Genomic DNA, 13,478 nt, shown 5'->3' with positions numbered 1-13,478 from the left:
CGGTGTCCGCGATCACCCTGCTGCTGGGGCTGGTCTACACGCTCAAGGTCTTCGACATCATCTGGATCATGACCAAGGGCGGCCCGGCGGACTCGTCCACCACCTTCGCCACCTGGTCCTACCAGCTCGGCTTCGGCAACCTGCTGCCCGCCTTCGGCCCGGGAGCCGCCGTCGGCAACCTGCTCGTGGTCGCCGCCCTTGTCTTCGGCCTGGTCTACGTCCGAGTCCAGCGAAAGCAGGCGCTGTCATGAACCGAACCTGGTGGAAGACGGCCGTGGGCGTGCTCCTGACCGGGATCATGCTCTTCCCGGTCTACTGGATGGTCAACGTGTCCCTCACCCGGGACCAGGACATGCGCAAGAGCCCGCCGGACCTGTTCCCGACCCACGGGACCCTGGCCGGCTACCGCACCGTCCTCGACGAGCAGCTGCCCTACCTCGGCACCAGCCTGGTCGTAGCCCTCGGCACCGTCGTGCTGACCGTGGCCCTGGCCGCGCCGGCCGGGTACGCCCTGGCCAAGCTGCGCCCGCGCGGTGGCGGCCTGCTCAGCTTCGTCCTGCTGGCCGCCCAGATGATCCCCGGCATCATCATGGCGATGGGCTTCTACGCCATCTACCTCAGCCTCGGCGTGCTCCAGTCCGTCCCCGGCCTGATCGTCGCCGACTCCACCCTGGCCGTCCCTTTCGCGGTGCTCATCTTCACCGCTTTCATGTCCGGCATCCCGGGCGAACTCCTCCAGGCCGCTCAGATGGACGGCGCGAGTGCCCTGCGCACCTTCTGGTCGATCGTGCTGCCGATGAGCCGCAACGCCGTCGTCACGGTGTCACTGTTCGCGTTCCTGTGGTCCTGGTCCGACTTCGTCTTCGCCAACACCCTGGTCAACGGCGGCGCCCACGAGCCCATCACCCTCGGCATCTACCACTACATCGGCAACAACAACCAGGAGTGGAACGCCATCATGGCGACCGCCGTCGTGGCCTCTCTGCCGGCCGCCGTCATCCTCGTCCTCGCCCAGCGCTACGTCGCCGCCGGCGTGACCACCGGCGCCGTCAAGGACTGAGCCCCTCACCCCTGTCACGACGGCCGAGCCGCCCACGCCCTCGCCGGTTGTCGCCCCTGCTTCAGAAACGAGTCATCGTCATGACCGCCGTCCGACCCGGTCCGGCTTTTTCCGTCCACGACATCCCGTTCAGTACGCACGGGGCCTGGTTCGGCATCTCCCCCGTGGTGGCGGAGAAGACGATCACCGAGGACCTCCACCTCGTCTCGCACCAGAACGGCATGCACGCCGTCCTGCGCCTGGTCCCGCTCGACCCCGCCACCGGCGACCGTGCCGAGACCCGCGTCGAGGCGACTCCCGGCCTGCTCAGCTGGATCGGCGAGGGCGGGTGGGTCAACCTCGCCTACGGGGCGCCGGACACCGTACGGCTGCGGGGGAGCGGCCTCGGCATCGGCGTCCGTGCCGCCGCGCGGGTCCTGACCCCCTTCAGCGGGACGTACTTCTTCGACGATCCGGCGACGGGCGCGCACGTGTTCACGTCGTACGAAACCGGCCGCCGCTACCGCGTCACCGTGCTCTCCGGCAAGGTCACCGGCCCGGACGGCGCCCAGGCGCTGGGCGGCGCGGACCGTGGTCTCGTCGTGGCCGCGGAGAACGACGGAGTCTGGGAGCTCGCGATCGAGGAACTCGACACCGCCCGCCCGGCGTACGCGTCATCGACGGCCTTCGACGAGGTGGTGGAGACCGCGCAGAGATCCTTCGCCGCCTTCGTCGACGCGGTGGCCCCCTGGCGCTCGGACGCCACCCCGGCCGCCGAACTCGCCGCCTACGTCGTCTGGTCGGCGACCGTGGGAGCGAAGGGCCTCGTCACCCGGCCCGGTGTGCTGATGTCCAAGCACTGGATGGACAAGGTCTGGAGCTGGGACCACTGCTTCAACGCCTTGGCCCTGGCCCCCGGTTGCCCCGAGCTGGCCCGGGACCAGTTCCACCTGCCCTTCGACCACCAGGACGAGAGCGGCGCCCTGCCCGACTCGGTCACCCACTCCGAGGTCCTCCACAACTTCGTCAAACCGCCCATCCACGGCTGGGCCTTCGGCCACCTGCGCCGCCTCCTGCCGACACCTCCGAGCCAGGCCGAACTGGCCGAGGTGTACGACCGTTTGGAGCGCTGGACGGACTTCTGGCTCACCGCGCGGCGCGCACCCGGCGACGAACTGCCCCACTACCAGCACGGCAACGACAGCGGCTGGGACAACGCCACCACCTTCGACCCCGAGCGGGTGATCGTCAGCGCCGACCTGTCCGCCTTTCTCGTCCTTCAGCTGCATGAACTCGCCTACCTGGCAGAGGAGTTGGGAAAGAAGGACGAGGCGGCCCGGTGGACGGGGGTGGCCGAGGAGATCCAGGCCGCGCTGCTCGACCAGCTCTGGAACGGCGAGCGGTTCGTCGCCCGGGGGGCCCGTACCGGCGACACCTGGAGCAGCGCCAGCCTGCTCGACCTGATGCCGATAACGCTGGGCGAGCACCTGCCCGCCGCGGTCGGCAGCGCGCTCGCCGACCACATCAAGGCCCACCTGACCCCGTACGGCCTCGCCACCGAACTGCCCACCTCCCCGAACTACCTGGCCGACGGCTACTGGCGCGGCCCGATCTGGGCCCCCGCCACCGTCCTCGTCGAGGACGGTCTGCGCCGCGCGGGCCACCAGCGCCTCGCGGACGACATCAGCGCCCGCTTCCGCGCCCTGTGCGAGACCCACGGGTTCGCCGAGAACTTCGACGCCCTCAGCGGCACCGGCCTGCGCGACCGCGCCTACACCTGGACCGCCGCCGGCTACCTCCTCCTCGCCCGCGACCACCAGCACCGCACGACCACCGGGGCCTGAACCGCGAGCGACACCCCACCCACACGTCCGGCACGGGGGCCGGCGCAGTAACAACAAGCCCATCCCTGAAGGAACGTGAGCACATGCGAAGACTCGGGCAACGGCGCTCGACCACGAGACGCCTCCTCCACGGCATCACCAGAACGCTGGTCCCGCTGACCGTCATCGCCGGTGTCGCCATCGTGACGACGACGCCGGCCTCCGCCGCCACCCCCACCCTCACCGTCGACCTGGGCACCACCACCGGAGCCTTCCACGGCGGCGCCTCCGGCGCGCTGTACGGCCTGTACGGCCAGGACGTGCCGACGAACAACCTCATCGAGGGGATGGGGCTGAAGACCAGCAACACCAAGGCCCAGGACGGACAGCAGCACCCGGGCTCGGACGCTCTGGAGATCGCCAAGCCCTTCGCGGACAGCGGCGGCGAGGACGTCTACATCTACATGACGGACGTGTACCGGACGTTCAGCTACGAACGGACCAGCTACGCCGCCTACCAGGCGGCCATGAAGACCGAGATCGAGCAGGTGCTGGCCAGTTCCTACGCGGACCGCGTCGTCCTCGTCCCCTACAACGAGCCCGACGGCATGTGGTTCCAGGGCATGCGCACCCAGTCGACGCCGCTGGCCAACTTCAACGCCGAGTGGCTCCAGACGTACAACTTCATCAAGGGCCTGTGGCCCGCGGCGCGGATCGCCGGACCCAACCTCTCCAGCTACACCGAGTTCGCCTACAAGGGCTTCCTCACCTACTGCAAGACCAACAACTGCCTGCCGGACATCATGACCTGGCACACCCTGGGCAGCCCGGCGGACGTACGCACCACCACTGACAACTACCGGGCGGCGGAGACCTCGGTGGGGATCGGCACGCACCTGCCGATCAACCTCAACGAGTACGCGTTCCGCTACCACCTGACCGACCCCGGCCAGATGGTCCAGTGGATCGCGGCCCTCGAGGACGAGAAGATCGACGGCAACCTGCCGTACTGGAACATCAACGGCAACCTCGGCGACTCCGCCGCGGCCCAGAACACCCCCAACGCCCAGTGGTGGCTGTACAACTGGTACGGCTCCATGAGCGGCAACACCGTCAAGGTCGACGGCGCCGCGTCCAACGCCGCGTACACCCTCCAGGGCCTGGCGAGCCTCGACACGGCCAAGAAGCAGGCCCGCGTCATCCTCGCCGGCGGCGGCACCAGCGGTGACTCCAACACCGTCATCAAGAACATCGACCCCGCGGTCTTCGGCAGCACCGTGCACGTCAGCGTGTTCCAGGACCGCTACAGCGGCTACATCGGCGCGGCGGCCACCCCGACCCGGCTCTCCGACGCCGACGTCGCCGTGGGCTCCGACGGCTCGATCACCGTCCCCATCACCCTCGACGCGATGTCCGCGTACCAGGTGATCGTCTCCCCGGGTGGCACCGGCAGCACCACCGCCTCCGACAGCACCTGGACGGGCACGTACGAGGCCGAGAACGCCACGCTCAGCGGCAGCGGCTACAACATCAACACCGAGGGCACCACCAGCCGCCTCGACAAGTTCGCCACGTCGGGCACCAAGGACGTCGGCGGTCTGCGTACCGGCTCGACCACGGTGATCTCCTTCCCCGTCTCCGTGCCCACGACCGGCGACTACGACCTTTCGGTGTTCGGCAACAGCTACGCCAAGGACGCCCAGGTCAACGGCCCGACCAACGTGTACATGCGGGTCGACGGCGGCGCCTCCACCAGGATCGACATACCGGTCGGCTTCCAGTGGGTGGTGTGGGGTCACAGCGACACCACCGTGCACCTCACCTCGGGCAGCCACACCATCACCCTGGCCACCACCGGCGACAACGGCGCGGCGACCGACGGGGACGCCATCGTCGACAAGATCGACCTCCGGTACAGGGACACGGCTGTCCAGGGCACCACGCTCTACGAGGCGGAGCAGGCCGACCTCTCCGACAGCGCCACCGCCGCCTACACCTCCCAGGGCCAGTCCGGCGCCGGCGCGGTGAACCTCACCTCCGGCAAGTCCGCCACGTTCTGGGTCTACTCCGTGCGGGACGGCTACGCGGACCTGACGGCCCGCTTTCGCAACACCGGCCAGGCCGACCTCACCGTCAACGGCAAGACCGCCGACGACCAGACCCTCTCCGGCGCGACACCCGACGCCTGGTCCACCTCCGCCAACCGGGTCTACCTGAACGCCGGCATCAACAAGATCAAGGTGACCGGCACCAGCGGCACCCTCGCCCTGGACGACCTCGCCGTCACCCCGTTCAGCGCCACCGACACCGTCACCACCGGCAATGTCGTCACCTACCAGGCCGAGAACGGCACCCTCACCGGCGCCGCGGCCGCCGACACCACCTACAGCCAGGCCAACGGCGGCGTCGTCACCGGCATCGGCGACGGAACCGCCAACTCCCTCACCCTCAACGTCAACGCGCCCACGGCCGGCACCTACGCCATGACCATGCGCTACGCCAACGGCGAGGAACTGCCCTCCAACCACTACAACCCCGACCTGTACGCCGAGCACGCCGACGTCAGCGTCAACGGCGGCACCGCCACCCGCGTCAACTTCGCCAGCACCCTGCACTGGAACCAGTTCCAGAACTACACCGTCCCCGTCACCCTCACCAAGGGCGCCAACACCGTCAAGTTCACCGCCTCCCAGCTCTACAACTGGGACGGCACCACCATCGGCCTGGTCTCCTCCGGTGGCGGCACCGACATCGGCGAGCCCCTGCGCTCCAGCTCCGCACCCCACCTCGACCAGGTCTCCTTCGCCCCCCAGAGCCTGCACATCGGCGCCTCGACCGGCTTCTCCTCCACGGCCGTCGCCCAGCACAGCTCGCTCTGCCTCGAAGACCCCGCCAAGTCCACCGCCAACGGCACCCAGTACCAGCAGAACACCTGCGGCAGCGGCTCGGAGCAGATCTTCGACTTCCACCCCGTCACCGGCACGAGCGACACCTACACCGTCGTCAACCACTCCAGCGGCAAGTGCCTCGACGTCTCGGCCTTCTCCACGGCCAACGGCGCCGCCGTCCAGCAGTGGACCTGCACCGGCGGCACCAACCAGCGGTTCAAGCTGGCGGCCGTGACCGCGCTCGGCAACAGCCACGACTACCAGCTGGTCGCCTCGCACAGCGGCAAGTGCGTCGACGTCAGCAATATCTCGACCGCGACCGGCGCGAAGATCCACCAGTGGACCTGCGACGCGGCGAGCGCCCTGACCACCAAGAAGAACCAGATCTGGAGGCTCACCGGCAAGGACTGAGCTGACGGCGGCTCCCGTCCCTCCTCCGGCGTCGGCGAACAGCGGCGACGCCGGAGGAGGCCGGAGGCCCGCAACCCGTACCGCAGCTGTGCCCGCGTGACCGACGGCATGCTCCCGGAGGCGAACCAGAGGTCCGCGGCTGGCGAGGCGCTCGGCGTCGATCTGGCCTATTCTGCCGTGGTCGCGTGTGTAGCAGGCGGGGCGATGCCGGCCAAGGTGGTTCGTAAGAGGGAACCGGGACGTGTGTCGTCCTCGACGTCCTACGGCCGTCGGCCGGGACGCTTCTGGCCGTCCCGGCATTCCGGGTGCGTTAAGAGGTCATCTCATTTGGCGAGTCTGCGGTAGCAGATGAGGGTGCAGGTGATGCTGGTGAAGGCCAGGAAGTGGGCGGCCTTGCGTTCGTAGCGGCGGTGCAGACGACGGCATCCGGCGAGCCAGGCACATCGTGCGTTCGATGGTCCAACGATGCCGACCCAGCCTCTTCGAGGACTCGACGCCTTTGCGGGCGATGCGATGCTGGATGCCGCGCTGGCGTAACCATCGGCGCAGGTGGTTGTAGTCGTAGCCCTTGTCACCGTGGAGCTTGACCGGTCGCCGTCGGCGAGGTCCGCGACGGGAGCGGATGGGCGGGATACCGCGCACGAGTGGTTCGAGGGCCTGGCTGTCGTGGAGGTTGGCACCCGAGATGCCGATAGAGACGGGCAATCCTGTCCGCTCGGTGATCAAGTGGATCTTCGATCCCTTCTTGCCCCGATCCACAGGATTCGGACCTGTCAGGTCCCCCCTTTCAGGGCCCGCATGTTCACCGAGTCGATCGCACACCGCGACCAGTCCAGCTCGCCGCGCGAACCGAGCTCGTCCAGGACCAGGCGATGCAGCTTTGCCCACACCCGGGCCTTCGACCACTCCATAAACCGGCGGTGAGCGGTGGCGCCGGACGGACCGAAGACCGGCGGGACCTGCGCCCACGTGCAGCCCGTGGTCGCCACGAAGATGATCGCGGCCAGCACCTCACGATCTCCATACCGGCGCCGGCCACCGCCCTGCGGGCGGGTCGGCACATCCGGAACCACCCGCTGGAACAACTCCCACAGCCCGTCCGGCACCAGACGTTCGACCATCAACACACAACCAGGCTACCGGTAACTCCAAATGAGATGACCTCTAATCCAACCCAGGTCGCCCGTTGTCCAGCAGCGATGGCGCGGTCCTCACCTGGAGGCGTTCTTCGGCTGCATGTACTACGCGGCCATGCGGCCCGCGGAGGTCATTCATCTCCGATTCGAACAGTGCCATCTGCCCGACTCCGGATGGGGGGATGCTCAACCTTTCGGGTGGCGTCGTCACCTCAGGCAAGGAGTGGACGGACGGTGGCTCGGCGCACGAGGTGCACTCCCTCAAGCGCCGCGAGGCTACCGCGACCCGGCCTGTGCCCATCCCGCCGCAGTTCGTGCGTATGCTCCATGCGCACATCGAACGCTTCGGCGTGGCGCCGGACGGCCGACTGTTCCGGAACCAGGCCGGCAACTACGTGGACGCAGCTGCCTATGGCGCAACGTGGGCGCGGGCACGGAAGTACGTCCTGACCCGTACAGAACTCGCCTCCAAGCTGGCCAAGCGGCCCTACGATCTCCGGCACGCCGGGATTTCGTTCTGGCTGTACTCCGGTGTGGACCCCGCCGAGTGCGCTCGTCGCGCGGGCCAGAGCATTGAGGTCCTCTTCCGCCACTACGCCAAGTTCCTGGACGGCGTCCGAGAGCAGGCCAACCGGCTCAGGGTGAGTCGGGGTTTGGTCCGTGACTGGTCCGGAAGCACTGGGTCAGGAGCGGCACAGCGGTGGGAGGAACTGGGAGTTATCGTGCAAGTCGGTCCGTGCTCTGGGCCGGCCGAGGGGAAGGCGCCTGGCGGGCAAAAGCCCAGGTCAGGCGCCTTTTTCGTGCCTCTAGAAGAAACCCAGCTTCTTCGGCGCGTAGCTCACCAGCAGGTTCTTCGTCTGCTGGTAGTGGTCGAGCATCATCTTGTGGGTCTCGCGGCCGATGCCCGAGCCCTTGTAGCCGCCGAAGGCGGCGTGCGCCGGGTAGGCGTGGTAGCAGTTGGTCCACACACGGCCGGCCTTGATCTCGCGGCCGACGCGGTAGGCGTTGTTGGCGTCCCGGGTCCACACGCCGGCGCCGAGGCCGTACGGCGTGTCGTTGGCGATCTTCAGGGCCTCGTCGAGTGAGTCGTACGTCGCGACGGAGACGACCGGGCCGAAGATCTCCTCCTGGAAGATCCGCATGTCGTTGGTGCCGCGGAAGATGGTCGGCTCGATGTAGTAGCCGCCTTCCAGGCCCGTGACGGGGCGGGGCGTGCCGCCGGTGAGCAGCTCCGCGCCCTCCTTCTTGCCGATGTCGATGTAGGAGAGGATCTTCTCGTACTGGTCGACGCTGGCCTGGGCGCCGATCATGGTGGCCGGGTCGAGGGGGTCGCCGCTCACGATGGCCTCGGTGCGCTCGACGCAGCGGGCCATGAACTCGTCGTAGATCGAGGAGTGGATCAGTGCGCGGGACGGGCAGGTGCACACCTCGCCCTGGTTGAGCGCGAACATCACGAAGCCCTCGACGGCCTTGTCCAGGAAGTCGTCGTCGGCCGCCATGACGTCCGGCAGGAAGACGTTCGGGCTCTTGCCGCCCAGCTCCAGCGTGACCGGGATGATGTTCTCGCTCGCGTACTGCATGATCAGCCGGCCGGTGGTGGTCTCACCGGTGAAGGCGATCTTGGCGATGCGCGGGCTGGACGCGAGCGGCTTGCCCGCCTCGACTCCGAAGCCGTTGACGATGTTGAGCACGCCGGGCGGGAGCAGGTCGGCGATCAGCTCGATCACCAGCAGCAGGCTGACGGGGGTCTGCTCGGCCGGCTTGATGACCACGCAGTTGCCGGCGGCCAGCGCGGGTGCCAGTTTCCACGCGGCCATCAGGATGGGGAAGTTCCACGGGATGATCTGGCCGACCACGCCCAGCGGCTCGTGGTAGTGGTAGGCGACCGTGTCGGCGTCGATCTCTGACAGGCTGCCCTCCTGCGCGCGGACCACCCCGGCGAAGTAGCGGAAGTGGTCCACGGCCAGCGGAAGGTCGGCGGCCAGCGTCTCGCGTACCGGCTTGCCGTTCTCCCAGGTCTCGGCCACGGCGAGCTTCTGGAGGTTCTCCTCGATACGGTCCGCGATCTTGTTCAGGACGTTGGCGCGTTCGGCGCTGGAGGTGCGCCCCCACCGGGGTGCCGCGGCGTGGGCGGCGTCGAGGGCCAGTTCGATGTCGGCCGCAGAGGAGCGGGCGACCTCGCAGAACACCTTCCCGTTCACCGGCGAGTGGTTCTTGAAGTACTGGCCCTCCACGGGGGCGACCCAGTCGCCGCCGATGAAGTTGTCGTATCGCGGGGCGAAGCTGACGATGCTGCCGTCCGTTCCCGGCTGTGCGTACACCATGGCGGCTCTCCTCGGTGGGCGATGGTGGGTGACAGTGGTACGACGGCCCACGCCGTCGTGGTCTGCCTCACTGTCGCCCCGCGAGGTTGGCGCGAGGTTGGCGGGCGCGGCACGCGGCACCCGGGGCGCCGAACCAAGGCCGCATGGCCCGCGGCAGGGGCCGGTCAACCCTCCTCACGAACGGGACAGCGGCGCAGAGTTGCCCGAACGGAGGGCAACTTGGAGAAGGAGCCGTGATGCAGACCCGGGAAGTCGACGCCCCAGCCGTTCGGACACTGCTGGCCGCGGCGGTGGCCGCGCCGTCGATCCACAACACACAGCCCTGGCGGTTCGGCCTGGACCCGGACAGCAGGTCGATCCTGGTCCGTGTCGACCGGCGGCGACAGCTGCCGACAGCCGATCCCCAGCTGCGCGCCCAGTACCTGTCGGTGGGCGCGGCCGTCTTCAACCTCCGGGTGGCCGCGGAGCACCTGGGCTGGGACCCCGTCGTCCGGCCGCGTGCCGCCGGAGACGATCCCGACCTGCTGGCCACCGTGCAACTGACCGGAACCGCTGCCGGCGGGGAGCCGTCCGTGCGCGAGCTGTACGGGGCGATCGAGCGACGCCACACGAGCCGGATGCCCTTCACCGGGCGTACCGTGCCGGACTCGACAGTGAACGAGATGATCAGCTCGGCCGCGGCCGAAGGCGCGCATCTGGACGTGCCCGGCATCGTGGCGACCCGGCGGCTGCTGCGCCTGACGGCGGCGGCCGAGTTCCGCAACTCCGTCCACCCGGCCCGCGCGGCCGAGGCGCGTACCTGGATCACCGCACCGGGAACGGATGCCGCCTACGGCATTCCCGTGACCGCCCTGGGATCGCGGGACGCGTCCGGGCGGGTCCCCGTGCGGGACCTCACCGGTGCGCTGCCCGCGCCGCGGCTGCCCGTCCTGCGCTTCGAACGCCACGTCCAGGTGGCTCTGCTGTGGACGCCCTACGACCGGCGGGAGGACTGGCTGCGCGCGGGGCAGGCGCTGCAGCGCGTGCTGCTCACGGCGACCGCGCACGGCGTGCGGACCTCGATGCTGCACCAGACAATGGAGTGGCCGGATCTGCGGGAGGCGATGGCCGGATCGAGGCAGCGGTGCTCGCCACAGCTGCTGATCCGCTTCGGGTACGGCCCGGACGGCGCTCGTACGCCGCGCGCGTCCGCGGACGTCGTGCCCGCTTCCGTCACAGGGCCGGACGCGGGAGGGACCGCCCGCCGAGCGCCCCGTTGAGCTCCCGCCCGGTGACCATCTCGGACTCGATCCGTACGAACACCTCGTCCCGCAACGGCATCCAGGAGCCGGGGCCGGTCCGCGACAGCCGCTCGTGCTCGGCGGGATCGGTCACCACGGTGGCCCGTCCGGTGACGACGACGCTCCAGCCGGACCGGGTCGCCCCATCGAACTCGTCCGCTTCGAAGGCGACCACGAAGCCGTCGACGGCGCGTACGAGGTCCGAGGCCGACGACGTGCACAGCAGGACGGAGGCGTCCGTGTCCAGGGAGAAGTTGACGGGGAGGACCGCGGGCAGCGCCTGTCGCGTGTACACCACACGGCCGACCGGCACCTCGGCCAGCAGGCGCAGGCACTCCTGCCGGTCCAGTGCGCGAAAGCCGTTTCCCTGGAACATCGGCCCATCGTCCCCCGTGGGTGCTGTCTGGGGTAGGGCCGATCGGCCCTACCCCAGACAGCACCCACGGGTCGTCCGGGGACGAAGGGGGGACCTGTCCGTCCTTCGGCCGGGACTGATGGCCCATGCTGTCGCGGAGTCCGGACGCGGATCGTGGTCACGGGATGCCGTTGGGCAGGCAAGGGGCCTGCCGTGGCATGCGACCCCGGTGGCGTAGTACCACCCGCACAGCCACCACGCAGAGGAAAGGGACGGACAACATGGTCCAGCCGTTGAAGTCGAAGAGCGACAGCTCACCCTCGGGCGCTCCGGTGCCCGGCAGGGCGTGGCTGATGCTGGCCCTGGCCACGATCGGTTTCGCCGTCAACTTCTGGGCCTGGGCGCTGCTGAGCCCCCTGGGCCCGCGGTTCAAGGACAGCCTCGACCTGTCGTCGTTCCAGCAGTCGCTGCTGGTGGCGGTGCCCGTCGTGGTCGGCTCCCTGGGACGCATCCCGGTGGGCGCGCTGACCGACCGGTTCGGCGGCCGGGTCATGTTCCCCATCGTCACGGCGGTCACCATCGTTCCGGTGCTCTACCTCGGCCTGGCCGGGCACTCCTCCCTCGCCGCACTGCTGGTCGGCGGGTTCTTCCTCGGTATCGGTGGCACCGCGTTCGCCGTCGGTGTGCCGTTCGTCAACGCCTGGTTCCCGCCCGAGCGGCGTGGCCTTGCCATCGGCGTCTTCGGCGCCGGCATGGGCGGCACCGCGATCAGTGCCCTGACCACGGTGAAGCTGGTCGACGCGAACAGTATGGAGACTCCGTTCCTGATCACCGCCGCCGTGCTGGCCGTGTACGCCGTGGTCGCGGCGCTGCTGCTGCGCGACGCGCCCGGCCGTACCGTGCCGACCGAGCCGCTGGGACGCCGGCTGGCCGCCACCGCCCGGCTGGGCATCACCTGGCAGGCGTCCGCGCTCTACGCGGTGGCGTTCGGCGGCTACGTCGCCTTCTCCGTCTACCTGCCCACCTACCTCAAGACCGGCTACGGCCTGACCCAGGCGGACGCCGCCAACAGGATGGCCGGGTTCGTGCTCCTCGCGGTGGCGATGCGCCCGATCGGCGGCTGGCTGTCGGACCGGCTGGGCCCGGTCCGGGTGCTGGCCGGCTCGCTGGCCGTGGTCGTGGCCGGCGCGGTGGCGCAGTCCTTCACCCCGGCTCTGGCACCGGTGGGCACCGTCGCCTTCCTGGCCATGGCCGCCGCGCTCGGCGCGGGCAGCGGGGCGACCTTCGCCCTGGTGGCCCTGCTGACCCCGGCCAACCAGGTCGGCTCCGTCACCGGCGTGGTCGGCGCCGCAGGCGGACTGGGCGGCTTCCTGCCGCCGCTGGTCATGGGCTCTCTGTACGGGGAGTACGAAACGTACGCGGCCGGTCTCGCCCTGCTCGCGATCGTGGCCGCCGCGGCCCTGGCGTTCACCCTCACCGGGGTCCGCTCCGCCGTCCAGGGCGGCGACAAGGCACCGCGCACCGGCCGGGGGCAGGGGCACCGCACCGCCCACACCACGGCGTGAGAACCGGCGGCCGGATGGCCTGACGACGGGCGAACCTGACGACGGGCGAACCTGACGACGGGCGAACCGGACCACGGGCGAACCGGACGACGGGCGAACCGGACGACGGGCCGGACGAGGGGCGAAACGGAACGGGTGAAGGAGGAGCACCGATGTGCGAGTACTGCGGCTGCCAGTCCCTGGCGTCCATCGACGAACTGACCCGTGAGCACGACGAGGTCGTCCGCCTGATCAGCCACCTCCGCCCCGCCCACCAGGACGGTGACGTGGCCCGGATGGCCCGGACCGCCCGGCAGATCGCCACCGTGCTCGGCCCCCACACGCAGGTCGAGGAGCACGGCCTGTTCCCCGCCATGGCCGAGGAGTTCCCCGAGCAGATCGCCGCCCTGGAGGCCGAGCACCGCCGCATCGAGGCGGTGCTGGCCGAGGCCGCCGACGGCGTCACACCCTCGGACCCGACCTGGCCGGATCGCCTCACCTCGGCGATGGCCCTGCTGCGCGACCACATCCTCAAGGAGCAGGACGGCGTCTTCCCGGCGGCGCTCGCGGTCCTTGGTACCGAGGAGTGGGAAGCGGTCGAGAAGGTCCGTGCCGAGGCGGGCAGCGCGCTGTCCCGGCCGACTGCCTGACCTCACGCACAGCTCCCGCGGCGGACCC

The 13,478-nt window shown here is 69.7% G+C and carries 8 protein-coding genes and 2 pseudogenes; 7 read left to right on the top strand and 3 right to left on the bottom strand.

What is annotated here, in order from left to right:
- The 4 genes and pseudogenes from ACLZN2_RS44150 to ACLZN2_RS44135 form a co-directional block, all read left to right on the top strand.
- A pseudogene (locus tag ACLZN2_RS44150) lies at nucleotides 1–251 on the top strand (sugar ABC transporter permease); the annotation flags it as partial.
- Complete coding sequence (locus tag ACLZN2_RS44145) at nucleotides 248–1,060, top strand: carbohydrate ABC transporter permease (protein ID WP_416985450.1); 813 nt, start codon at nucleotides 248–250, stop codon at nucleotides 1,058–1,060. The pseudogene ACLZN2_RS44150 and the gene ACLZN2_RS44145, both read left to right, overlap by 4 nt.
- Before the next feature lie 80 nt (nucleotides 1,061–1,140).
- Nucleotides 1,141–2,883 (top strand): amylo-alpha-1,6-glucosidase, encoded by a 1,743-nt coding sequence (locus ACLZN2_RS44140; RefSeq protein ID WP_416985449.1) that lies wholly within the window; start codon nucleotides 1,141–1,143, stop codon nucleotides 2,881–2,883.
- 83 nt (nucleotides 2,884–2,966) lie between these two features.
- Entirely contained in the window at nucleotides 2,967–6,161 is a 3,195-nt protein-coding gene (locus ACLZN2_RS44135; protein WP_416985448.1) for an RICIN domain-containing protein, read from the top strand.
- A 323-nt stretch (nucleotides 6,162–6,484) separates the two neighbouring features.
- Here ACLZN2_RS44135 and ACLZN2_RS44130 read toward each other — a convergent pair.
- Both ACLZN2_RS44130 and adh read right to left on the bottom strand, forming a co-directional pair.
- A pseudogene (locus ACLZN2_RS44130) lies at nucleotides 6,485–7,282 on the bottom strand (IS5 family transposase).
- Between the two features lie 821 nt (nucleotides 7,283–8,103).
- A complete protein-coding gene (gene adh / locus ACLZN2_RS44125; protein ID WP_416985447.1) occupies nucleotides 8,104–9,621 on the bottom strand; it encodes an aldehyde dehydrogenase in 1,518 nt (505 codons plus the stop codon).
- 236 nt (nucleotides 9,622–9,857) lie between these two features.
- Between adh and ACLZN2_RS44120 the strand changes: the two genes are divergently transcribed.
- Nucleotides 9,858–10,880 (top strand): Acg family FMN-binding oxidoreductase, encoded by a 1,023-nt coding sequence (locus tag ACLZN2_RS44120; protein WP_416985446.1) that lies wholly within the window; start codon nucleotides 9,858–9,860, stop codon nucleotides 10,878–10,880.
- Here the strand turns inward: ACLZN2_RS44120 and ACLZN2_RS44115 are convergent.
- On the bottom strand, nucleotides 10,834–11,277 hold the full coding sequence (locus tag ACLZN2_RS44115) for a pyridoxamine 5'-phosphate oxidase family protein (protein ID WP_416985445.1): 444 nt from the start codon (nucleotides 11,275–11,277) through the stop codon (nucleotides 10,834–10,836). The genes ACLZN2_RS44120 and ACLZN2_RS44115 overlap by 47 nt on opposite strands.
- Nucleotides 11,278–11,609: 332 nt before the next feature.
- On the opposite strand from ACLZN2_RS44115, the gene ACLZN2_RS44110 reads away from it, so the two are divergent.
- Both ACLZN2_RS44110 and ACLZN2_RS44105 read left to right on the top strand, forming a co-directional pair.
- The gene (locus ACLZN2_RS44110) at nucleotides 11,610–12,821 is read left to right on the top strand and encodes an MFS transporter (RefSeq protein WP_416985451.1); all 1,212 of its coding nucleotides are present in this window, start codon (nucleotides 11,610–11,612) and stop codon (nucleotides 12,819–12,821) included.
- Between the two features lie 152 nt (nucleotides 12,822–12,973).
- Nucleotides 12,974–13,450, top strand: coding sequence for a hemerythrin domain-containing protein (locus ACLZN2_RS44105; protein WP_416985444.1), 477 nt, complete (start codon nucleotides 12,974–12,976; stop codon nucleotides 13,448–13,450).
- Nucleotides 13,451–13,478 lie beyond the last annotated feature (28 nt).

It is taken from the genome of Streptomyces sp. T028 (genome assembly GCF_048159505.1).
Lineage (GTDB): Bacteria > Actinomycetota > Actinomycetes > Streptomycetales > Streptomycetaceae > Streptomyces.
The sequence above is the reverse complement of the archived record's forward strand: the minus strand, read 5'-3'. Positions and strand labels throughout refer to the sequence as shown.